The sequence below is a fragment of the Bradyrhizobium sp. SRL28 genome (assembly GCF_018596315.1).
Classification (GTDB): Bacteria; Pseudomonadota; Alphaproteobacteria; order Rhizobiales; family Xanthobacteraceae; genus Bradyrhizobium.
Genome location: NZ_JAHEAG010000013.1, coordinates 35508 through 55180, shown reverse-complemented (window position 1 = coordinate 55180; position 19673 = coordinate 35508). Strand labels below are relative to the sequence as shown.

Here is a 19673-nt window from a genome sequence, read left to right as displayed (position 1 = left end):
GGCAGTCCCCTTGATTCAAATCTGTCTGAGGGACGGCGTCACCCCATCCCCCAGACATCGCGTGAGATGCGCGTGCAGTGTCGATCAGGAGCACTTGCGCGGCGTGATGTTATTCTCGGCGGCGTACTTCGCGGCCGAGTCTTCGATCAGCTTGCGAATGAAAGCCGGATCGGGCGCCGGCACCCAGTCCGTCAATATCTGGAACTTCTTGCCGTCCCATTGCATCATCTTGAAGCGCTCGGAGCCGTCATGCTTCGCGCACGACATCTTGAACGGCGCCGACATGCCGAGAATGCCGATCTCCTTGAGCTTCTCGTCTGTGATGTCGAGCGCCTCGTAGCCATCGCGGAACTCGTCACCGTTGACCGTCTTGCCGACCTTGTTGTGGATCTTCTGGGCGTTCTTGAGGGCTTCAATCCACATCGCCGCAGCACCTACGCCGCGATTGTAGTAGACCGTACCGACCCGCTCCGGGTTCTGCATGTTGCCCTTGCCGGCGCCGTAGACCACCTTCAGGATGTCGGCAATCAGTGGATAGTCTCTGCCCGGCGCGGCGTTGGCGGCAACATAAGTGCCTTTCGCCGCGTCGCCGGCCGGAATCATGTCCTCCTCGGCACCGCCGAAGGTGACGTAAAACATCTTCTCGCGCGGGAAGCCCACACGAGCGGCGGTGGTGATTGCGGTTGAGTTCATGCCGGAGCCCGCGCCCCAGAACGTGACCCAGTCGGCTTTCTCGCGACGAATTTGCAGCCACTGCGACTGCTGTTCCAGACCCGGAGGCGGCACAGCGATCTCGATCAGCTTGAAGTCCCATTCCTTGGCGATCTGGCGCATCGCCGGAATCGGCTCACGGCCATAGGCAGTGTCGATGTGCAGATGCACGATCGTCTTGCCCTTCATCTTGTCGACGCCGCCTTCCTTCTGGGCGATATAGTTCATCTTGACCGCGATCTGCCCCCAGTAGTGGCCTGCGGCATTGAACACCCACGGCCAGACGCGTCCGTCGGCGGCATCGGTTCGCCCATAGCCGTACTGGGCCAGCACGACGTGGTCCTGCGCCATGCGGCCGATCACGGCATAGGCGCCGGGCGTGCCGAGCGTATCGAACACGACCATCTTCTGATCGCCCTTGTTGAGCAGGCGCTGGTAACACTCAACGGTACGCGCGGCGTTGTACTCGGTCTCGCACTCATCATAGGTCAGCTTCACGCCATTGACGCCGCCCTTCATGTTTACGTAATTCAGATAGTCGATGATGCCGCCGTAGTAGCCTGTACCCATGGCAGAGTACGGTCCGACGCGGCTGCTCGGAATTCCGAAATACTGCTCCTGGGCCTCCTGAGCCATCGCAGTCGTCGATGCGGCTGCAATCGCGATGAAAGTGGCGGCGGAGATAGCGGGAACGATTCGGCGAAGCATCTTGTCGATCAACATTAAAGGTCTCCCCTAGTTGCGTTTATTGGACGTGCCGGCTTCTTCTGAATGCTTTCCTCAGTGCTTGAACGGCCATAGCCGCAGCCGTTCCTTGGTCAGTTGCCAGAGCCGCGCCAGCCCGAGCGGCTCGAAGATCAGGAACATGATGATCATCACGCCGAAAATGACCTGCTCGAGCGCCGACGTGATGGTGGCGTCGACGGATTTGCCGAAAACGGTGTGGAAGAAGATGTTCAGGAAGATCGGCATCAGCAGGATGAAACCTGCGCCCAGGAACGAGCCCATGATGGTACCGAGGCCGCCGATGATAACCATGAAGAGAATTCGGAACGACAGATCGATGCCGAAGGCCGATGGCTCCACTGTCTGCAGGTAAGCGAACGCGAACAGCGCACCGCCGACGCCGCAATAGAACGAGCTAATCGCAAAAGCCTGCAGCTTGGTGCGCAGCAGAGAAAAACCCATCACTTCGGCCGCGACATCCATGTCACGCACCGCCATCCAGCCGCGCCCGATGCTGCCGCGCGCCATGTTCTTGGCGAGAAGCGCAAGGACTGCGACGATCGCAAGCACCACCCAGTATTTCTCACGGGGAGTTGCGAAGTTGTGGCCGAACATGACGATCGGCTGCGCGGTGATCACGCCTGCCGGGTCGTAGTTCTTGAACCAGCCGAACTTGTCCAATGCCCAGACGATGAAGAACTGCGATGCGAGCGTCGCAACCGCGAGATAAAGTCCGCGGATACGCAGGCTCGGCAGACCGAAGACGATGCCGACCAAAGCTGCGCAGACACCGGAAAGCGCAACCGCGACCACAAACGGAATGCCATCGATGCGCAGGATCAGGTTGTAACAGGCGAAAGCCCCGACAGCCATGAAGCCGGCCGATCCAAGCGAAAGCTGGCCGGCATAGCCCATCAGGATGTTTTGCCCGAGCGCCACCAGGGAAAGTACGAGCCATGGAATGAGGATCGCGCTCAGCCAGTAGCTGTTGGCGACGAACGGGAGCATCACCGCCGCGATCAGCATGATGATGATACCGACGCGATCCTGACGCAGCGGAAAGATCTGCGAGTCCTGCGCGTAACTGGTGCGGAACTGTCCGGCTTCTCTGTAGAACATGAAACGGAATCCTGGGGTTGCGGGACGTCAGACGCGCCGGATGATCTTTTCGCCGAACAGGCCCTCAGGCCGGATCAGCAGAAAAAGGACTGCAAGCATGTACGGGGCCCACCCTTCGATGCCGCCGCCGAAGAACGGGCCGATGAAGACCTCGCCGAGCTTTTCAACCGCGCCCACGATCAGGCCGGCGAGGATGACGCCCGGCACCGAGGTGAAGCCGCCGATGATCAGCACCGGCAACGCCTTGAGCGCGACCCATACCAGCGCGAACTGAACGCCGCTGCGCGCGCCCCACAGCATGCCCGCGACCAGAGCTACGACGCCCGCCGTGGCCCATACCAGCATCCAGATGTGTTTCAAGGGAATGCCGATCGACAGCGCCGCGGCATGGTCGTCCGCGACCGCGCGCAACCCGCGACCGACCTTGGTGTGCGAGAACAGCAATGCCAGTGCAGCCACCATGATGCCGGCGACCGCCGCCGCCGTGACGTCGAGCTGGCTGACGAGCATGCCCGTCTTGTCCATCACCCAGTTGATCGGCTCGTCCCGAATGCCGAGATCCAGGCGCCGCACGTCCACGCCCCACGCAAGTTGCGCCACGCCTTCGATGACGAAAGCGAGACCGATCGTGGCCATCAGCAGCGTGTCCTCGCTCTGATTCACCAGCGGACGCAGAACGAAGCGTTCAGTGCCCATGCCGACAAGGATCATCAGGCCGACAGTGACAGGCAGCGCCGCCCAGAACGGCAGCCCGAGTTCCATGAAGCCGACAAAGGACAGCACCGCGAAGAACACCATCGCGCCTTGCGCGAAGTTGAACACCGACGAGGCCTTGTAGATGAGCACGAAACCGAGCGCGACCAGCGCATACATCGTTCCCGAAAGCAGGCCACCGACCAGAACCTCGAGAAAAAACCAAAAGTCCAGCATTGCCTGTCCTTAGTGTGGGACGCCGAGATAGGCATCGATGACGTTCTGATCTGACCGCACTTCTTCGGGTGTGCCGTCGCCGATCTTCTTGCCGTAATCGAGCACGACGACGCGGTCGGAAATGTCCATCACCACGCCCATGTCGTGCTCGATCAGCACGATCGTCGTGCCGTAGTGATCGTTGACGTCGAGGATGAAGCGGCACATGTCCTGCTTCTCCTCGATGTTCATGCCGGCCATGGGTTCGTCGAGCAGAAGTATCTTCGGCTCGGCAGCGAGCGCGCGGCCCAGCTCGACGCGCTTTTGCAGCCCGTAGGGCAAACGCGACACGGGGGTCTTGCGGATGTGCTCGATCTCGAGAAACTCGATGATTTCCTCGACCGCTTCACGGCTCTCGGCTTCCTCCCGCCGGGCGCGGGGCAGTTGCAGGGCGACTTCGAGAAAGCTGGCGTGCATGCGCAAATTGCGGCCCGCCATGATGTTGTCCAGCACCGACATGCCCTTGAACAAGGCGATGTTCTGAAAAGTCCGGGCGATGCCGAGCTTGGCGGCATCCGTCGGCTTCATGCCCGCCAGGCGTTCGCCTCGAAGGGTGATGCTCCCTTCCTGGGGGACGTAGACGCCATTGATGACGTTGAGCATCGAGCTCTTGCCGGCGCCGTTCGGGCCGATAATCGCCCGCACCTCGTGCTCGAGCACATTGAAGCTGATGTTGGTCAGCGCCTTGACGCCGCCGAACCGCAGCGAAATCGAGTCGAGCTCGAGAATGGGCGCACCGACGGGAAAGGCTCGTTGCGACGATTGCAGAATGGCCGAAATGTTCAAGCTGCGCTCCTGATTTGCCGATGCCCAATGATCTCAGCGTCGCGGACCTTGATGTCTGCATGACCGGCCTCGACGTCGATGCGCACCTCCTTGGCCCCGCCGTACATGGCGTCCACGAGCGCCCGATAACGCTCTGCAATCACGCCGCGGCGCAGTTTGCCGGTGCGCGTCAGCACGCCGTCATCGGGACTGAGCTCGCCGTGCAGGATGACAAAGCGATGGATCTGCGATTTCGCCAGCGCCGGCTCCTGCGCCAGATCGGCGTTGACCTTGGCGATGCCCTCGGCGATCAGCTCATACACCTCGTCCTGCGAGGCGAGATCGGCGTGGCCCGTATAGGAGATGCTCCGCTTGTCGGCCCATCTGCCGACCGCGGCCATGTCGATGTCGATGAGCGCGCAGACCATGTCCCGGCCATCGCCGAAGGCGACGGCTTCCTTGATGTAGGGAATGAACTTGAGCTTGTTCTCGAGCAGCTTGGGCGAATGGGCTGTGCCGTCGTTCAGGGCGCCTACATACTTGATGCGATCGATGATTCGCAGATGCCCGTCATCGCCGAGATAGCCGGCGTCGCCGGTGTGGAACCAGCCGTCGGCATTCCTCGCCTGCGCGGTGGTTTCCGGATCGCGGTGATACTCCTTGAACATGCCGGGTGAACGCACCAGAATTTCACGCTGCTCCGTGAATTTCAGTTCAACGCCGTCGGCCACCGGCCCCACCGTGTCCGGCTTGACCTGGCCGTCGCGCTGCATGGCGACGAAGAAGCCGGTCTCGGTCGAGCCATAGAGCTGCTTCAGGTTGATGCCGAGAGCGCGAAAGAATGTCACCAGAGCGGGAGCGGCAGCGTCGCCGGCGGTGAAAGCCACGCGCACATTGCTCATCCCAAGGACGTCGCGCAGCGGACCGTAAATCAGGAGGCTGCACGCGGCCGCGGTGATGCGGTCGCTCAGCGAGACCGTCTTGCCCGCATCGATGCGATGGGCCGCGGCCATGCCGGCCCGGTACAGGCGTTGATTGAACCCACCCGTATCCTCCATGCGCATCGTGACCTGGGTGAGCAGCGCCTCCAGCACCCGAGGCGTCGCCAGGAAATAGGTCGGCCCCATCTCCCGCATATCGGCGAGCATGGTCTCGGACGATTCGGGACAGCAAACGCAATAGCCGACGACCATGGGCTGAACGTAACTGAAAAGATTCTGGCCGATCCAGCCCGGCGGCAAGTAGGCCATGGCCACGTCTGTGTCTTTCAGACTCTCCGTCGCCGCGGCCACGCGCGCGCGATCGATCAGCGAGGCATGGGTGAGAACGACGCCCTTGGCCGGGCCGGTCGTGCCCGATGTGAAGAACACGAATGCCGAGTCCTGGCCGGTGCCGCGCGCGGCCTCGGCTTGCAGGAAGTCACGCTTTTCGGCGGCGAGTTGGCGGCCCTGCTGTAGCAGGGAGGCGTAGCTGACAAGCTCCGGCTGCTTGTAGTGGCGCATGCCGCGGTCCTTGTCGTAGACGATGCATCGAACCGTGGGACAGCGCGGCAATATTTCGAGCAGCTTGTCGACCTGCTCCTGGTTTTCGGCAAAGACGTGGGTAACTTTCGCGCTCTCGATCGACGACGCAATCTCGTCAGCCGTCGCATCCTGATAGAGCGGCACCACGATGGCGCCGAGCCACTGTGCCGCGCACATCGCCGCATACAGACGCGGCCGGTTGTCGCCCAGCAAGGCGACATGCGCGCCGCGTTGCAGGCCTCGCGCCGACGCGGCAGCCGCAAGCGCGGCGGCTTCTTCGGCCAGCTCGCGCCAGGTTACGGTGCGCCAGATGCCGCGGCTCTTTTCGCGGATGGCCGGACGTTCACCCCGTTCTCCGGAGTGATGCATGAGCAGCTTCGGAAAAGTATCTAGACTCAAATTCCCAGTCGTCATTTGCCGCGTTCCCCAATGCCCCCACAATCGCCATGGCGCGCGAAGCGCGCCTGGCGAAACCACCCACAGAATGTCGGAATGCAGTGATCCGGTGCGCCGCGATCGGCGTGCACCCATATGCAAACCCATGAGCTACGCGCGGCGCGAGCCGACACAGCGCACGATGTTCGCAACCATATCGTCCGGCGCAACGATCGACTCGATGCCTGGTCCTTGTCGATGACGATGTCCCTTCGTCATCGACGATCAGAATCGAAGCGCACGCAAACCACGACCCGAACTGAGGGGCGCCTCGCGCTACCAGATTCCTTCGCCCCGTTTCCGCCCGCATATGTTTCCTCTGGTCCATGCTTACACACAGACCGCACCAGTCGGGAGTTGTGCCAACATGCAGTATCAATCATGTGAAGTCGATTTCAGATTGGATTTATTCCAAATGTGTGCGCACTCGAATGACGTGAGCGAATGACATAGGCTAAGCCTATGGGCGCAAGAATTCTCACGTCGATTGATTGCGATTCCCGATCGCATGATTTGAACAATTGATTGAGCATCGAACTTTGGTCCGACTCATTCATTTGAATGACGCGCGGCCGAACGACATCGATGTGAATGATGGTGAGGATGAGGCGCTGTGGTGAAGCGGTTGTGTCCCACGGGATATAACGTCGCCACGAACAGATTCCGATAACCTCCCGATCCCGGAAGTCAGCGACGTTTGCAGCACGACGCTCGCCGACGTCCGTCGGCATTGCGGGCTGGCGGCTTGACGGGGTTACCCCAAAACGAAAACCCCAGCCGCGAGGGCTGGGGTTTTCCATTGTAGTTGGTTGCGGGGAGGCGCAACCACCGACACCGACATTGGCTGGTGGTGGCCGTCTGAAGTGGACGCTCTGCGTCCCCAACACCTAAATCATTGATACTTCTGGCAGTGACAGGGGCCGCCACGGTTTGTTCAAGATGATTCAATGAGCCTTGGCGCGTTTGATTCACTTCGCCAGCAAGCCTGTCGCCAGGAGTTGAAACACCTCAATGGCTTTTGGCAAAACCGCTTGCGGTTCTTCGCTCGCCGCGACCCACAAGGCTGCATTCAGCGCAGCACCATTGAGAAGACGGGCTGCAGCTTCGACATCAACGGGCTGGAGAATACCTTCCGAGATCAGCGTTGTGATCGCCTCCTTTGTCACTTGCAGACAAGTGTTCTGGCTTGGCCATTGCGATGGATCGCCAAGAAACGCAGGCCCGTCCAACAAGACGATCCGCCGTACCTCGGGGTCGAGCGCCATCTCGATATAGGCCGTCCCCTCGGCAAGTAGCCCCTCCCAAACGCTCCGTTTTCTGGCCCCGGCTTCCTGAGCACGCTTTGCCATCTCGCCATCGATCTGCGCTACTACGGCCGCCAGCAACCCCTTCTTGTCGCCGAAGTTGTGATAGAGCGCCCCGCGTGTAAGTCCGACATCCGCGGTCAGTTCGTCCATTGAGGCTTCTGAAAACCCCCTTGCTGCGAAGGCCTTACGCGCGGCCGAGATCAGCTTGGCACGGTTCTCCTCCATCGTTTCGGCGCGGTTTGCAGCCATGCCTCACCTCCATTTCAGATACGGCCCGTATCTGGATTGACATCCGGGCAGTTTTTGAATTATCTCACATACGCAACGTATATGAATGTAGTTGCGAGTTGTGAAGTCGCAGTCGCTGAGGGCGAGACGCACTGGGTGCGGAAACACGTGAATCGAAGGATCATGATATGACGCAGCGCGAAGCTGTCTTCCCCGCAAACCGCCATGCTCTCTATGAGGCGCATGGCTATTCAGCCGCTATTCGCTCCGGCGATCTGCTATTTGTTTCCGGTCAGGTGGGCAGCCGGCCCGACGGCTCGCCGGAACCGGACTTTGCTGGTCAAGTCGGGCTGGCCTTCGCCAATCTCAAAGCAACCCTCGCGGCTGGCGGATGCACCTTCGATGACATCGTCGATGTGACCACTTTCCACACTGATCCCGAAAATCAGTTTAAGACCATCATGGCGGTGAAGACCGAAGTATTTCCGCGAGCGCCTTATCCGAACTGGACTGCGATCGGTGTAAATTGGCTTGCCGGCTTCGACTTCGAAATCAAAGTCATCGCGCGCATTCCTGACAATGCGTAACCTGCCGCGGCAGAGACGCCTTCGACGGACGCCGGCTGCTCGCGTCGATCGGCTCCCGCACCCGATGCAAGCGTCGTCAGGCGGCAGTTTCGCTGGGCGATTCACCGCCCACGTAGATCCGGTCTTCGCTGGCGATCTTCGAGTATCTCGAGAAACTCTATCCGTCGCCTAATACGATCGGCCTCACGCCGGAGCGAGGGCCAGACGCGGGTTCTGATCAGCGTCATCGACGAGGCGGCAACAGGGCAGTCCGAGAAGCGTATCATGGACGCCTCCGCAAGCACTCGCCGGCGAGGAGGCGAACTGCGTCGCAAATGGCGACCTTGCAGTTCGCCGAAGGCTTCGACAGCATTCCCCTGTCGCAGGACTGCCCGAACCTGAAGCGCTGGTACACGATCTCCGCCCGTCCCAGCGCGCTGGCTCCGAATACCCGGCGTACATCGTTGAAGGAGCGATGCGACCGGCAGGGGCGTCGCGGGGCCGTAATTGTGACGCCGGCAGAACCACCTCGCTGCGCCTTGGAGGGGCTTGGGATACCCCAGAGTTACATGCATAAGTTACATGCATAATCGCAACGAGCGCGAGGCGCTGGAATCCTGACGGTCGCTCTCAAAACGAAAACCCCAGCCACTAGGGCTGGGGTTTCGCAATTTGAGTTGGTTGCGGGGATAGGATTTGAACCTATGACCTTCAGGTTATGAGCCTGACGAGCTACCGGGCTGCTCCACCCCGCGTTAAACCGTTGCGATGCCTTCGAAAAGCCGGTGCCGAAACGATCCCGGTGAACGCCAGATGGCGCCGATCGATCCCGTCCGGAGGCTTCCTGAGAAGGCAACCCGGGCAAAGCCATCGGGTGCGAGGGGTATGTATCAACGTCCCCCTGCTTTGGAAAGGGGCAAGACCCCCCTTTTACAGATTTTATGACAGCAAAAACGAGGGGTTGGAGCGCCAAAACCGCCTCGTGGAACCGCTCTTGCCATAAACGCCGCAAAAGCGGAGTTTTGGCCCCCCAAAGCGTGGCCGTGCGGGCCTGCCAGAACAAAAAACGGGGGGATGCGCATGACGGATACATTCGACTTCGTGGTGGTGGGCGGCGGCTCCGGCGGCTGCACGGTGGCGGGGCGGCTGTCGGAGGATCCGAACATTTCGGTGGCGCTGCTGGACGCCGGCGGCAGGAACGACAATTGGGTGGTCACGACGCCGTTCGCACTCGTGCTGATGGTCGCAGGCAACGTCAACAACTGGGCCTTCAACACCGTCCCGCAAAAGGGCCTCAACGGCCGCATCGGCTATCAACCCCGCGGCAAGGGGCTCGGCGGGTCATCGGCGATCAACGCGATGGTCTATATCCGCGGCCACCGCGCCGACTACGATCAATGGGCCGCGCTCGGCAATGCCGGCTGGTCGTTTGCCGACGTGCTGCCCTACTTCAAGCGCGCGGAAAACAATTCCGATTTCGACGGCGAGTATCACGGCAAGGGCGGGCCGCTCGCCGTCAACAAGTCGCGCAGCGGCAATCCGGTGCAGCAGATATTCCTGCAGGCCGCACAGGAAGCGCAGTTCCGCCTGCGCGAGGATTTTAATGCCGACGAGCATGAGGGCCTCGGCATCTATCAATTGACGCAGAAGAACGGCGAGCGCTGCAGCGCCGCGCGCGCCTATATCCACCCGCACATGGGAAACCGCGCCAATCTGCGCGTCGAGACCCATGCCCACGCCACCCGCATCCTGTTCGAAGGCAAGCGCGCGGTCGGGGTCGAATACCGGCAGGGCAAGGAAGTGAAGCAGATCCGCGCCCGGCGCGAGGTGATCGTGTCGTCCGGTGCGTTCCAGACTCCGCAGCTTCTGATGCTCTCCGGCATCGGCGACAGCGCAGCACTTGGCAAGTACGGCATCGCCACCGTGCATCATTTGCCCGGCGTCGGACAGAACCTGCAGGATCACCCGGACTTCGTGTTCGGCTACATGTCCGACAATCCCAACTTCAACGGCATTTCGCTTAAAGCGCTGCCGCGGCTGCTGCGGGCGATCCGCCAGTATCGCCGCGAACGCACCGGACCGATGACGTCCAACTTCGCCGAATGCGGCGGCTTTCTGAAAACAAGGCCCGATCTCGACATCCCCGATATCCAGCTCCATTTCGGCATGGCGCTGGCCGACGACCACGGCCGCAAGCGCCACCGCGGCACTGGCTTTACCTGCCACGTCTGCCTGCTGCGGCCGAAGAGCCGCGGCGAGGTCACGATCGGCAGCGCCGATCCGCTGGCCGCTCCGGTGATCGATCCGAACTTCTTCGGCGAGGCGGACGATCTGGAAACCATGGTCGCGGGCTTCAAGACCACGCGGCGGCTGATGGAGACGCCGGCGCTGCGCGCGTTGCAGAAGAAGGAAATGTTCACGGAAGGCGTGCATAGCGACGACGACATCCGCAACGTCTTGCGCGCCCGTGTCGACACCGTCTATCACCCGGTCGGCACCGCCAAGATGGGCGTCAACGATCCACTCGCCGTCGTCGATCCGAAGCTGAAAGTCTACGGCGTCGAGGGACTGCGCGTGGTCGATGCCTCGATCATGCCGACGCTGATCGGCGGCAACACCAATGCACCGACCATCATGATCGGAGAGAAGGCCGCCGATATGATAAGAGCGGAGATGCGGGCGAATTGATCGCCCGGTGCGTAGTGCGTAGGGTGGGCAAAGCGCAGCGTGCCCACCAACTCATCGCATTGATGCGGATAGATGGTGGGCACGGCGCAAGTGCGCCTTTGCCCACCCTACATTTCTCGCCGGTTTCCGGGATCGTATTATGCGTTATCGGCGGACCTCGTCAACGGCACGCGACTTGGCTAGAGTGGCCGCATCGGACTACAACAACATCACCTGACACAACGGGAGAGAAACAGTGGATCTTGGGATCAAAGGCCGCCGCGCCATCGTCTGCGCATCGAGCAAGGGCCTGGGGCGCGCCTGCGCCATGGCGCTGGCTGACGCAGGCGTGCATGTCACGCTGACCGCGCGCGGCGCAGAGGCACTGAAAAAGACCGCCGATGAAATCCGCAAAGCCAATCCCGGCGTCACCGTCGCCGAGATTGCAGGCGACATCACCACACCGGCCGGCCGCGAGGCCGTGCTGAAGGCCTGTCCCGAACCGGATATCCTGATCAACAATGCCGGCGGCCCGCCGCCCGGCGATTTTCGCAACTGGACCCGCGACGACTGGATCAAGGCGATCGACGCCAACATGCTGACGCCGATCGAGCTGATCAAGGCGACGGTGGACGGCATGATGGCGCGGAAATTCGGCCGCATCGTCAACATCACTTCGGCCGCCGTGAAGGCGCCGATCGACATATTGGGCCTCTCCAACGGCGCGCGCGCCGGCCTCACCGGCTTCATCGCCGGACTTTCGCGCAAGACCGTGATCAACAACGTCACCATCAACGGCCTGTTGCCGGGTCCGTTCGTCACCGATCGCCTGACCGGAACGGCCAAGCCGGAAGCGGAGAAGCGCGGCATCACGGTGGACCAGGTGCTCGCCGAGCGCGCCAAGCTCAATCCGGCCGGACGCTTTGGCGACCCGGAAGAGTTCGGCTATGCCTGCGCGTTCCTGTGCGGCGCCAAGGCCGGCTTCATCACCGGCCAGAACATCCTGCTCGACGGCGGCGCGTTCCCGGGCACGCTATGAAAGCAGCCTGGTACGAGCGAACGGGCCCCGCGCCCGAGGTGCTGACCTATGGCGAAATGCCGACGCCCATCGTCGGCCCGGGCGAAGTCCGGGTGCGGCTGGAGGCGTCCGGCGTCAATCCCGCCGATGTCGGCCGCCGCGGTGGCGGCTACCGGCCGATGGAATATCCGCGCGTCATTCCAAACAGCGACGGTGCGGGGATTGTCGACCAGGTCGGCGACGGCGTCACGCGGCTCAAGGCCGGCCAGCGGGTCTGGCTGTTCAACGGCCAGCGCAACGGCCGCGCGTTCGGCACGGCGGCTGAATACATTGCGCTCGCCGAACATCTGGTGACCCCCCTGCCGGATAATCTGTCGTTCGCGGAAGGCGCCACCCTCGGCATCCCCGGCATGACGGCGTGGACCTGCCTCTATTGCGACGGCCCGATCGTGGGACAGACGGTGCTCGTCACCGGTGGCGCAGGCGCCGTCGGTCACTATGCCGTGCAACTCGCCAAATGGGGCGGCGCCAAGGTAATCGCGACCGTCAGTTCAGCGGCCAAGGCCGAACAGGCACGGCTTGCCGGCGCCGACCTCGTCGTGAACTACAAGAGCGAGGACGTCGTCGCCAAAGCGATGGCCTTCACCGGAGGGCGCGGCGTCGACCGCGTCGTCGATGTCGATTTCGGCGGCAACATCGATACCACGCTGAAACTGATGGGCATGAATTCGACGATCGCGGTCTACGCCACCAACGGCAACCGCACGCCTGTGGTGCCGATGCGCGAACTGATGGAAAAATGCATCGCGCTTCGCGCGCTGGTGCTGTTCGCGCTGCCCCAGCCGTTATTGGCGGCAGCGCAGGCGGACATCACGAAATGGCTGGTGGCAGGTCCACGCATTCACAATGTCGCCGCGCAGTTTGCGCTCTCCGACACCGCGCAGGCGCATCTTGCAGTGGAGAAAGGCGACAAGCTCGGCACCGTCATCGTGGACTGCGCCAAGTAGCTACAGATAGCTACTGGATCGGCGTGGTCCGCTCCTCCGTCCAGGAGAGACCGAACTCGCCGAGACCTTCGGCGAGAAAATCGCCAAGCATCGGCTCGCCCAGCAGATAGCGCGCGGTTGGACCACCACTGCGTCCTTCCGCGGCCTGCTGCCGCAAGTCTTTCCATTCCTCGATGGTTCCGTCGCCGCGACCGAGCCGCATCAGCGCGACGAGGTCGATCTGCTCGTCCTCACTCAACGCATCGATGAAGCCGGCGATCTCGCGCGCGACAGGGTCGCGCCCGTCGTCCTCGAGCACATCGATCATGTCGTCATCGGCGGCGCTGGATCCGGAGTCCGGATCGGATGCGGCTTCCTTGACGTCGAACTGCCGGGCCTTCTCGATCAGGAAGCCGACTTTCTCGGGCGAAATCGCGAGTTCTGGCATCGCATGTTCCTCGTACGGGCTATGCGATAACGTCGAACGCGGTCAGATGATCCATTGCACCGGAACATGGAAACCCGCATCCTTGCCGGAACAATAGAGCCGATGAGGAAACGCCGGATGCACTGGAACGTGGGCAGGGTCAAAATCACGAGGGCCATCGAAATGGAGACGGTCGGCAGCACCCGTTTCATCCTGCCGCTCGCGACCAACGAGGAAATTCAGAAATTGCCCTGGCTCATTCCGCATTTTGCGACCGAGGAAGGCCGGCTGAAAATGTCGATCCATTCGTTCCTGATCGAGACGCCCACGCGCCGGATCATCGTCGACACCGGGCTCGGCAACGACAAGCAGGGCCGCAACGTGCCGACGTGGAACCATCGCCAGGATCCGTTCCTCGACAAATTGACGGCGGCGGGCTTCCCGCCTGAGCGCGTCGATACCGTGCTGTGCACGCACCTGCATGTCGACCATGTCGGATGGAATACCCGCCTCGTCGATGACAAATGGGTGCCCACCTTTGCCAATGCCCGATACGTGTTCGGCAAGATCGAATTCGAGCACTGGCGTGACCACAGCGATGCGCCGGACAAGGCGGCCGTGTTCGCCGATTCCGTGAAGCCGATCGCCGAGGCCGGCAAGGCCGATCTCGTCGCCAGCGACGCCAGGCTCGCCGACGAGATCACCCTGATCCCGACGCCCGGCCATAGCCCCGGCCATATGAGCATCCATATCAAGTCGGACGGCGAGGAAGCGCTGCTGACGGGGGACGTTGCCCATCATCCCTGCCAGATGGCCCATCTCGACTGGTCGTCGACCGCGGATTCCGATCCCGAGCAGTCGGTGGTAACGCGGAGGGAGCTGTTCTCGCGCTTTGCCGACACGCCGACGCTGGTGATCGGCGGGCACTTCAGTGCCGGTCACATCAAGCGCGACGGCGATGCCTTCCGGTTCGTGGCGCTGTAGGGCGGGCAAAGCGTAGCGTGCCCACCATCGCGCGCGACACACCGACTGGTGGGCACCGCGCAAGGGCGCCTTTGCCCACCCTACCCTGCGCTTTCGGCAGTTGAATTTCCTCGCCCGCTGTTCCAAGAAGCGTCTGAAGGGCCGAAAATCCCTACAAATTCCAAAGAACCCCGCAGGGAGTGACAAAATGAAGCTTGTTCGTTACGGCGCCAGGGGCGCGGAAAAGCCCGGCCTGATCGATAAATCCGGCCAGTTGCGCGATCTTTCGGCACAGGTCAGGGATCTCGACGGCGAGGCCTATTCGCCGGCCGGGCTTGCCAAGCTTGCCGCGCTGGATGCCTCCAAACTTCCCGCTGTCGACGGCAACCAGCGCTTCGGCGCGCCGGTCACAGGTATCTCGAAATTCGTCGCCATCGGCTTGAATTACAGCGACCACGCCAAGGAGACAGGATCTCCGATCCCGACCGAGCCGATCTTCTTCATCAAGGCCAACACCTCGCTGTCGGGCCCGAACGACGCTGTCGAAAAGCCGCGTGGGTCCACCAAGCTTGACTGGGAAGTCGAGATCGCCGCCATCATCGGAACCCGCGCCAAGTATGTCTCGGAAGCCGACGCGCTGAACCACATCGCCGGCTATTGCGTCTGCAACGACGTCTCCGAGCGCAATTTTCAGCAGGAGCGCGGCGGCCAGTGGACCAAGGGCAAGTCGCACGACACCTTCGGGCCGGTCGGCCCGTGGTTGGTGACCAAAGACGAAATCCCTGACGTGCAGAAGCTCGGCATGTGGCTCGATGTCAACGGCCAGCGCCGCCAGACCGGCAACACCTCGACCATGATCTTCTCGATGGCGAAGTGCATTTCCTATGTTTCGCAATTCATGACGCTGCTGCCCGGCGACATCGTCACGACAGGCACCCCGCCCGGCGTCGGCCTCGGCATGAAGCCGCCGACCTTCCTCAATGTAGGCGACGTCGTTACGCTTGGCATCGACGGTCTCGGCGAGCAGCGCCAGGAAATCATTGCGGCGTGAGGTTCGGGCTGCGGCCGCTTGCGCCGTCGTCATGCCCGGCCTTGTGCCGGGCATCCACGTCTTGACTCTCTTGCCGCAAGTAAGACGTGGATGGCCGGGACAAGCCCGGCCATGACGGAGGAAATAACCAAGGAAACAAAAAAATGAAACTCACCTTCTCCCCCGCCTCGCCTTTCGCCCGAAAAGTCCGCATCGCCGCGATCGAGACCGGCCTGATCGACAAGATCGAATTCACTCCCGCGACCGTCGCGCCGGGTCAGGCTAACGAGGAATATTCGAAGATCACGCCGCTGAAGAAGCTGCCGGTGCTGATCCTCGACAATGGCGACGTGATCCTCGATTCCTACGTCATCGTCGAATATCTCGACGAGCTCGCCGGCGGCGGCAAACTGATCCCCGCCTCCGGTCCCGAACGATGGAAGGTGAAGAGCGACCATTCGCTGCTGCAGGGCATGCTCGATTCCATGCTGCTGTGCCGCTACGAGGGCATGGTGCGGCCGGAGCCGCTGCGGTGGAAGGCGTGGTCCGACGATCACTGGAACCGCGCGTGGACCGGCATGGCGCGCTTCGAGAACAAGCCCGAGGTGCTGTCCGGACCGTTCAACGTCGTCCAGATCGGCCTTGTTTGCGTGCTCGGCTATGCCGATTTCCGCTTCGCCGATTGCGGCTGGCGCAAGGCCTTTCCGAAGCTCGACGCCTTCCACCAGAAAATGCTGGAGCGGCCGTCGGTGAAAATCTCAGTCCCGCCGCCGGCGTAACAACGGAAACGGAGACGGCAGCATGCGCGAGGGTGGCAAACGATTGCGGCGCCTCGGCCTTGCCGCCCTCTTCACGCTCGCGGCATCCGCTGCTGCCGCGCAGACCCAGCAATTCTCGACCGACCAGCGCAATCTCGCCTGCGGAAGCCCGACATCACTCAACAATGGCTGGCCGACCGCGACACCGGAGAGCGTCAGCCTCGATGGCCCACGCCTGTGCGGCATCGCGGCACGGCTCGCGGCCACCAATGCCAACGTGCATGCCGTGCTGATCGCGCGCCATGGCAAGCTGGTGTTCGAGCAATACTTCACTGGCCCTGACGAGCTCTGGGGAACGGACAGGGGACCGTTCGAGTTCGACGCTACCATTAAGCACGACATGCGGTCGATTTCGAAAAGCGTGACTTCGCTGCTGATGGGGATTGCGATCGATCGCGAACTGATCAAGAGCGTGGACGAGCCCGTCGTCAAATTCTTTCCGGACTACTCGGCGGTGAAAACGGCGGGCTGGGACAACATCACCCTCCGTCACCTCCTGACCATGTCGTCGGGCATGCAGTGGGATCAGAGCCGCCCTTGGGCCGATCCGCGAAATGACGAACGGCAACTCAGCACCGAGGCCGACCCGTTCCGCTATGTCCTGTCGAAGCCGATCGCAGCACCTCCGGATACCGTCTGGAATTACAATAGCGGTGGAACGGACCTGCTCGGTGAAGTCATCGAGCGTGTATCGGGCAAGTCACTGGAGGCGTTCGCGCGTGAGGCGCTGTTCGCTCCCCTCGGCATCTCGGACTGGGAATGGATGAAGTACCGTAACGAGCATATTTCGTCGGCCGCGGGTCTTCGCCTGCGCCCGCGCGACGCCGCAAAGATCGGCCAGCTCGTGCTCAACAAAGGCGCGTGGGCCGGCCGGGAAATTGTCTCGGCGAAATGGATCGAGCAATCGGTCACGCCGCGCTTCCAGGCGATCGGTTATTTCGGCGGGCTGTTCTATTACGGTCAGCAATGGTGGATGGGTCGCACGCTATCCGGCGACAAGGACGTGAAATGGATTGCGGCCCAGGGCCTCGGCGGCCAGCGCATATTCATCATCCCCGAACTCGACCTTGTGATGGTGACGACTTCAGGGCTTTATGGCAGCCCCAGGCAAGGAAGTGCGGCGCTCGACATCCTCGCCAACTTCATCATCCCGTATGTTCGGGACAACAACGCGCGCTAATCAAGCCGAGAAAATCATGAGCCTGAAATTCACCGTCGGCGATCTCACCATTCATCGCATCATCGAGCAGGAAACTACTTTTGTGCCGGCACTGGAAATGCTGCCGGGCCTGACGCCGGAGCTGCTGACGGAGAACCGCGCGTGGATGCAAAAGGCCGGCGCGCTCGACGACAAGGACGTGCTGATCCTGTGCTTCCAGTCATATGTCGTGAAGACGCCGCATCACACCATCCTGATCGATAGCTGTATCGGCAACGACAAGCCGCGACCGCAGCGGCCGAAATGGAACATGAAGGCCGACGATACCTATGCGCGCGCGTTGGCCGCCGCCGGGATTTCCGTCGGCGACATCGACTATGTCATGTGCACGCATCTGCATGTCGACCATGTCGGCTGGAACACGCGGCTCGACAATGGCCGCTGGGTGCCGACCTTTCCCAAGGCGCGCTACGTGTTCGACAAGACCGAGTTCGACTACTGGACCGAGACGCACGCGAGAACGCCTGTGCCGCCGTTTGCTGACAGCGTGCTGCCGGTCGTCGAAGCAAAACAGGCGGACATTGTCCGCAGCGACTTCGCAATCGGCGATCACACACGCATCTTGCCGACGCCGGGCCACACGCCCGGGCATGTCGCCTTCACCTTCGGCCGCGGCAAGGATGACGCCGTGTTCTCGGGCGACCTGATGCATTCGCCGCTGCAGACGCGCTATCCGGAACTATCCGTCAAGTTCGACGTCGATCAGGCGCAGGCAGCGACCACGCGGCGCAATTTCATGGAGCGCTACTGCGACACCGACACGCTGTGCTGCACCGCGCATTTCCCCTCGCCTTCGGTCGGAAAGATTCGACGCCGCGGCAACGGATTTTCCTGTGAGGCGATATGAGCGCGAATTCACCCACCTTCGAGACGCTTACGGTCGAGCCGATCGATGAGCATGTGGCGATCATCAGGCTCAACCGGCCGGACGCATCCAATGCACTCAACACTCAGATGGGACGCGACCTCGTGCGCTACTTCGAGGATGTATCGCTTGATCCGAAGAGCCTGCGCTGCATCGTCCTGACCGGTGCCGGCGACAAGGCCTTCTGCGCAGGCGGCGATTTGAAGGAGCGTCGCGGCATGACGGACGAGGCGTGGACGCGCCAGCACGTCATTTTCGAGCGCATGGTGCGGGCGCTGATCGACTGCCCGGTCCCGATCATCGGTGCCGTCAACGGCGCGGCCTATGGCGGCGGCTGCGAGATCGCCGGCTGCTGCGATTTTCTCTACGCGGCGGAGAGCGCACGCTTTGCGCTGACCGAGGTGACGCTTGGCATCATGCCCGGCGGCGGCGGCACACAGACCCTGCCGCGGGCCGTCGGCGAGCGCCGCGCCAAGGAATTGATCCTGACCGGCAAGCCGTTTACCGCGGCCGAGGCCCACGCTTGGGGTCTCGTGAACGAAGTGTTTCCGCTATCCGAACTGTTGCCGGCGGCGCTGGCGACCGCGTCACGCATCGCCCGCAATGCGCCGATCTCCGTCCGCCAGGCAAAGCTATCGATCCATCGCGGCCTGCAACTGTCGCTGCGGGACGGCCTCGCGCTGGAGATCGAGGCCTACAACCGAATGGTTCCGACCGAGGACCGCCGCGAGGGCGTGCTGGCTTTCAACGAGAAGCGGACACCCAATTTCAAGGGGCGTTGAAAACGCTCAATCGAACAGGCTCGGCGTGTGGTTCACGGCCGCGCCTTCGATCGCCAGCATCTTCAGTTTCGTCACCACCCCGCCATTGGCGGAGAAACCGCCGGGCTTGTTGCCGGCCGCCAGCACGCGGTGGCACGGCACCACGATCGGACAGGGATTGCGACCCAGCGCCTGGCCGACGTCGCGCGATAGCTCGACACCGCCAAGACGCTTGGCGATATCGCCATAGGTCATGGTCTGGCCCGGCGGAATGGTGCGCGCGATGTCATAGACGCCGCGGTTGAATTCGGGCACGCCGTCGAGATCGAGCACGACATCGGCGAGGTCGTTCGGCTTGCCTTCGAGCAGCTCTTTGATCCCTTCGATCGCGGCCTGCACCTTCGCAGGCGGCTCCGCCTCGATGAGGTCGCCATGGCGCTGCTGCAGGCGGGTGCGGGTCTTCTTTTCATCACCCATCGGCAGTTGCACCGAGGTGATGCCGCGCTCGCCCCACACGATGCCGCAGCGGCCGATCGCGGTGTCGAATATCGTAAAATGGTGCCCGGTCAT

Annotated in this window: 18 protein-coding genes and 1 tRNA gene; 10 read left to right on the top strand and 9 right to left on the bottom strand. The window is 62.2% G+C overall.

Features of this window, described 5'->3' with window-relative positions; translation table 11 throughout:
* Positions 1 to 84: 84 nt before the first annotated feature.
* From KIP88_RS23850 to KIP88_RS23825, 6 genes are all read right to left on the bottom strand, one after another.
* Positions 85 to 1434, bottom strand: coding sequence for an ABC transporter substrate-binding protein (locus KIP88_RS23850; RefSeq protein ID WP_214490438.1), 1350 nt, complete (start codon positions 1432 to 1434; stop codon positions 85 to 87).
* Between the two features lie 57 nt (positions 1435 to 1491).
* Entirely contained in the window at positions 1492 to 2556 is a 1065-nt protein-coding gene (locus KIP88_RS23845; protein WP_214490437.1) for a branched-chain amino acid ABC transporter permease, read from the bottom strand.
* Positions 2557 to 2583: 27 nt separating this feature from the next.
* Positions 2584 to 3486, bottom strand: a complete 903-nt coding sequence (locus tag KIP88_RS23840) for a branched-chain amino acid ABC transporter permease (RefSeq protein WP_214490436.1) — start codon at positions 3484 to 3486, stop codon at positions 2584 to 2586.
* A 9-nt stretch (positions 3487 to 3495) separates the two neighbouring features.
* On the bottom strand, positions 3496 to 4296 hold the full coding sequence (locus KIP88_RS23835) for an ABC transporter ATP-binding protein (RefSeq protein ID WP_214490557.1): 801 nt from the start codon (positions 4294 to 4296) through the stop codon (positions 3496 to 3498).
* Between the two features lie 11 nt (positions 4297 to 4307).
* A complete protein-coding gene (locus tag KIP88_RS23830; RefSeq protein WP_214490435.1) occupies positions 4308 to 6182 on the bottom strand; it encodes an AMP-binding protein in 1875 nt (624 codons plus the stop codon).
* A gap of 1034 nt (positions 6183 to 7216) precedes the next feature.
* Positions 7217 to 7804, bottom strand: coding sequence for a TetR/AcrR family transcriptional regulator (locus tag KIP88_RS23825; RefSeq protein WP_214490434.1), 588 nt, complete (start codon positions 7802 to 7804; stop codon positions 7217 to 7219).
* Positions 7805 to 7971: 167 nt separating this feature from the next.
* Here KIP88_RS23825 and KIP88_RS23820 point away from each other — a divergent pair, with 167 nt between their 5' ends.
* The gene (locus KIP88_RS23820; protein WP_214490433.1) at positions 7972 to 8370 is read left to right on the top strand and encodes a RidA family protein; all 399 of its coding nucleotides are present in this window, start codon (positions 7972 to 7974) and stop codon (positions 8368 to 8370) included.
* 657 nt (positions 8371 to 9027) lie between these two features.
* Here KIP88_RS23820 and KIP88_RS23815 read toward each other — a convergent pair.
* Positions 9028 to 9104, bottom strand: a tRNA-Met gene (locus KIP88_RS23815).
* A 325-nt stretch (positions 9105 to 9429) separates the two neighbouring features.
* Here KIP88_RS23815 and KIP88_RS23810 point away from each other — a divergent pair.
* The 3 genes from KIP88_RS23810 to KIP88_RS23800 all read left to right on the top strand — a co-directional run bounded on the left by KIP88_RS23810 (position 9430) and on the right by KIP88_RS23800 (position 13041).
* Entirely contained in the window at positions 9430 to 11037 is a 1608-nt protein-coding gene (locus KIP88_RS23810) for a GMC family oxidoreductase (protein ID WP_214490432.1), read from the top strand.
* Positions 11038 to 11272: 235 nt separating this feature from the next.
* Positions 11273 to 12055: an SDR family oxidoreductase gene (locus tag KIP88_RS23805; RefSeq protein WP_214490431.1), complete on the top strand. Its 783-nt coding sequence runs from the start codon at positions 11273 to 11275 to the stop codon at positions 12053 to 12055.
* Positions 12052 to 13041 (top strand): NADPH:quinone reductase, encoded by a 990-nt coding sequence (locus KIP88_RS23800; protein WP_214490430.1) that lies wholly within the window; start codon positions 12052 to 12054, stop codon positions 13039 to 13041. The genes KIP88_RS23805 and KIP88_RS23800 overlap by 4 nt, the downstream gene beginning before the upstream one ends.
* A gap of 10 nt (positions 13042 to 13051) precedes the next feature.
* Here the strand turns inward: KIP88_RS23800 and KIP88_RS23795 are convergent, their stop codons facing one another.
* Positions 13052 to 13468 (bottom strand): DUF3775 domain-containing protein, encoded by a 417-nt coding sequence (locus tag KIP88_RS23795; protein ID WP_214490429.1) that lies wholly within the window; start codon positions 13466 to 13468, stop codon positions 13052 to 13054.
* A 117-nt stretch (positions 13469 to 13585) separates the two neighbouring features.
* On the opposite strand from KIP88_RS23795, the gene KIP88_RS23790 reads away from it, so the two are divergent.
* The 6 genes from KIP88_RS23790 to KIP88_RS23765 all read left to right on the top strand — a co-directional run bounded on the left by KIP88_RS23790 (position 13586) and on the right by KIP88_RS23765 (position 19124).
* Positions 13586 to 14431 carry an MBL fold metallo-hydrolase gene (locus tag KIP88_RS23790; RefSeq protein ID WP_214490428.1) on the top strand — a complete coding sequence of 282 codons (846 nt, stop codon included), beginning with the start codon at positions 13586 to 13588 and terminating at the stop codon, positions 14429 to 14431.
* Positions 14432 to 14618: 187 nt separating this feature from the next.
* Positions 14619 to 15461 (top strand): fumarylacetoacetate hydrolase family protein, encoded by an 843-nt coding sequence (locus tag KIP88_RS23785; protein ID WP_214490427.1) that lies wholly within the window; start codon positions 14619 to 14621, stop codon positions 15459 to 15461.
* Positions 15462 to 15604: 143 nt separating this feature from the next.
* Positions 15605 to 16219 (top strand): glutathione S-transferase family protein, encoded by a 615-nt coding sequence (locus KIP88_RS23780; RefSeq protein ID WP_214490426.1) that lies wholly within the window; start codon positions 15605 to 15607, stop codon positions 16217 to 16219.
* Between the two features lie 22 nt (positions 16220 to 16241).
* Complete coding sequence (locus tag KIP88_RS23775; protein ID WP_214490425.1) at positions 16242 to 17438, top strand: serine hydrolase; 1197 nt, start codon at positions 16242 to 16244, stop codon at positions 17436 to 17438.
* A gap of 16 nt (positions 17439 to 17454) precedes the next feature.
* Positions 17455 to 18324: an MBL fold metallo-hydrolase gene (locus tag KIP88_RS23770; RefSeq protein ID WP_214490424.1), complete on the top strand. Its 870-nt coding sequence runs from the start codon at positions 17455 to 17457 to the stop codon at positions 18322 to 18324.
* Positions 18321 to 19124 carry an enoyl-CoA hydratase/isomerase family protein gene (locus KIP88_RS23765; protein ID WP_214490423.1) on the top strand — a complete coding sequence of 268 codons (804 nt, stop codon included), beginning with the start codon at positions 18321 to 18323 and terminating at the stop codon, positions 19122 to 19124. Before KIP88_RS23770 ends, KIP88_RS23765 begins: the two co-directional genes overlap by 4 nt.
* A gap of 6 nt (positions 19125 to 19130) precedes the next feature.
* Here KIP88_RS23765 and KIP88_RS23760 read toward each other — a convergent pair whose 3' ends face one another.
* Entirely contained in the window at positions 19131 to 19673 is a 543-nt protein-coding gene (locus tag KIP88_RS23760; RefSeq protein WP_214490422.1) for a methylated-DNA--[protein]-cysteine S-methyltransferase, read from the bottom strand.

Bases quoted from the DNA above. Each gene is read 5' to 3' on its own strand.
- KIP88_RS23800 (WP_214490430.1), top strand. From the start codon at position 12,052: ATGAAAGCAGCCTGGTACGAGCGAACGGGCCCCGCGCCCGAGGTGCTG.
- KIP88_RS23840 (WP_214490436.1), bottom strand. From the start codon at position 3,486: ATGCTGGACTTTTGGTTTTTTCTCGAGGTTCTGGTCGGTGGCCTGCTT.
- KIP88_RS23785 (WP_214490427.1), top strand. From the start codon at position 14,619: ATGAAGCTTGTTCGTTACGGCGCCAGGGGCGCGGAAAAGCCCGGCCTG.
- KIP88_RS23790 (WP_214490428.1), top strand. From the start codon at position 13,586: ATGCACTGGAACGTGGGCAGGGTCAAAATCACGAGGGCCATCGAAATG.
- KIP88_RS23820 (WP_214490433.1), top strand. From the start codon at position 7,972: ATGACGCAGCGCGAAGCTGTCTTCCCCGCAAACCGCCATGCTCTCTAT.
- KIP88_RS23810 (WP_214490432.1), top strand. From the start codon at position 9,430: ATGACGGATACATTCGACTTCGTGGTGGTGGGCGGCGGCTCCGGCGGC.
- KIP88_RS23825 (WP_214490434.1), bottom strand. From the start codon at position 7,804: ATGGCTGCAAACCGCGCCGAAACGATGGAGGAGAACCGTGCCAAGCTG.
- KIP88_RS23845 (WP_214490437.1), bottom strand. From the start codon at position 2,556: ATGTTCTACAGAGAAGCCGGACAGTTCCGCACCAGTTACGCGCAGGAC.
- KIP88_RS23775 (WP_214490425.1), top strand. From the start codon at position 16,242: ATGCGCGAGGGTGGCAAACGATTGCGGCGCCTCGGCCTTGCCGCCCTC.
- KIP88_RS23770 (WP_214490424.1), top strand. From the start codon at position 17,455: ATGAGCCTGAAATTCACCGTCGGCGATCTCACCATTCATCGCATCATC.
- KIP88_RS23795 (WP_214490429.1), bottom strand. From the start codon at position 13,468: ATGCCAGAACTCGCGATTTCGCCCGAGAAAGTCGGCTTCCTGATCGAG.
- KIP88_RS23830 (WP_214490435.1), bottom strand. From the start codon at position 6,182: ATGCATCACTCCGGAGAACGGGGTGAACGTCCGGCCATCCGCGAAAAG.
- KIP88_RS23760 (WP_214490422.1), bottom strand. From the start codon at position 19,673: ATGACCGGGCACCATTTTACGATATTCGACACCGCGATCGGCCGCTGC.
- KIP88_RS23780 (WP_214490426.1), top strand. From the start codon at position 15,605: ATGAAACTCACCTTCTCCCCCGCCTCGCCTTTCGCCCGAAAAGTCCGC.
- KIP88_RS23765 (WP_214490423.1), top strand. From the start codon at position 18,321: ATGAGCGCGAATTCACCCACCTTCGAGACGCTTACGGTCGAGCCGATC.
- KIP88_RS23850 (WP_214490438.1), bottom strand. From the start codon at position 1,434: ATGTTGATCGACAAGATGCTTCGCCGAATCGTTCCCGCTATCTCCGCC.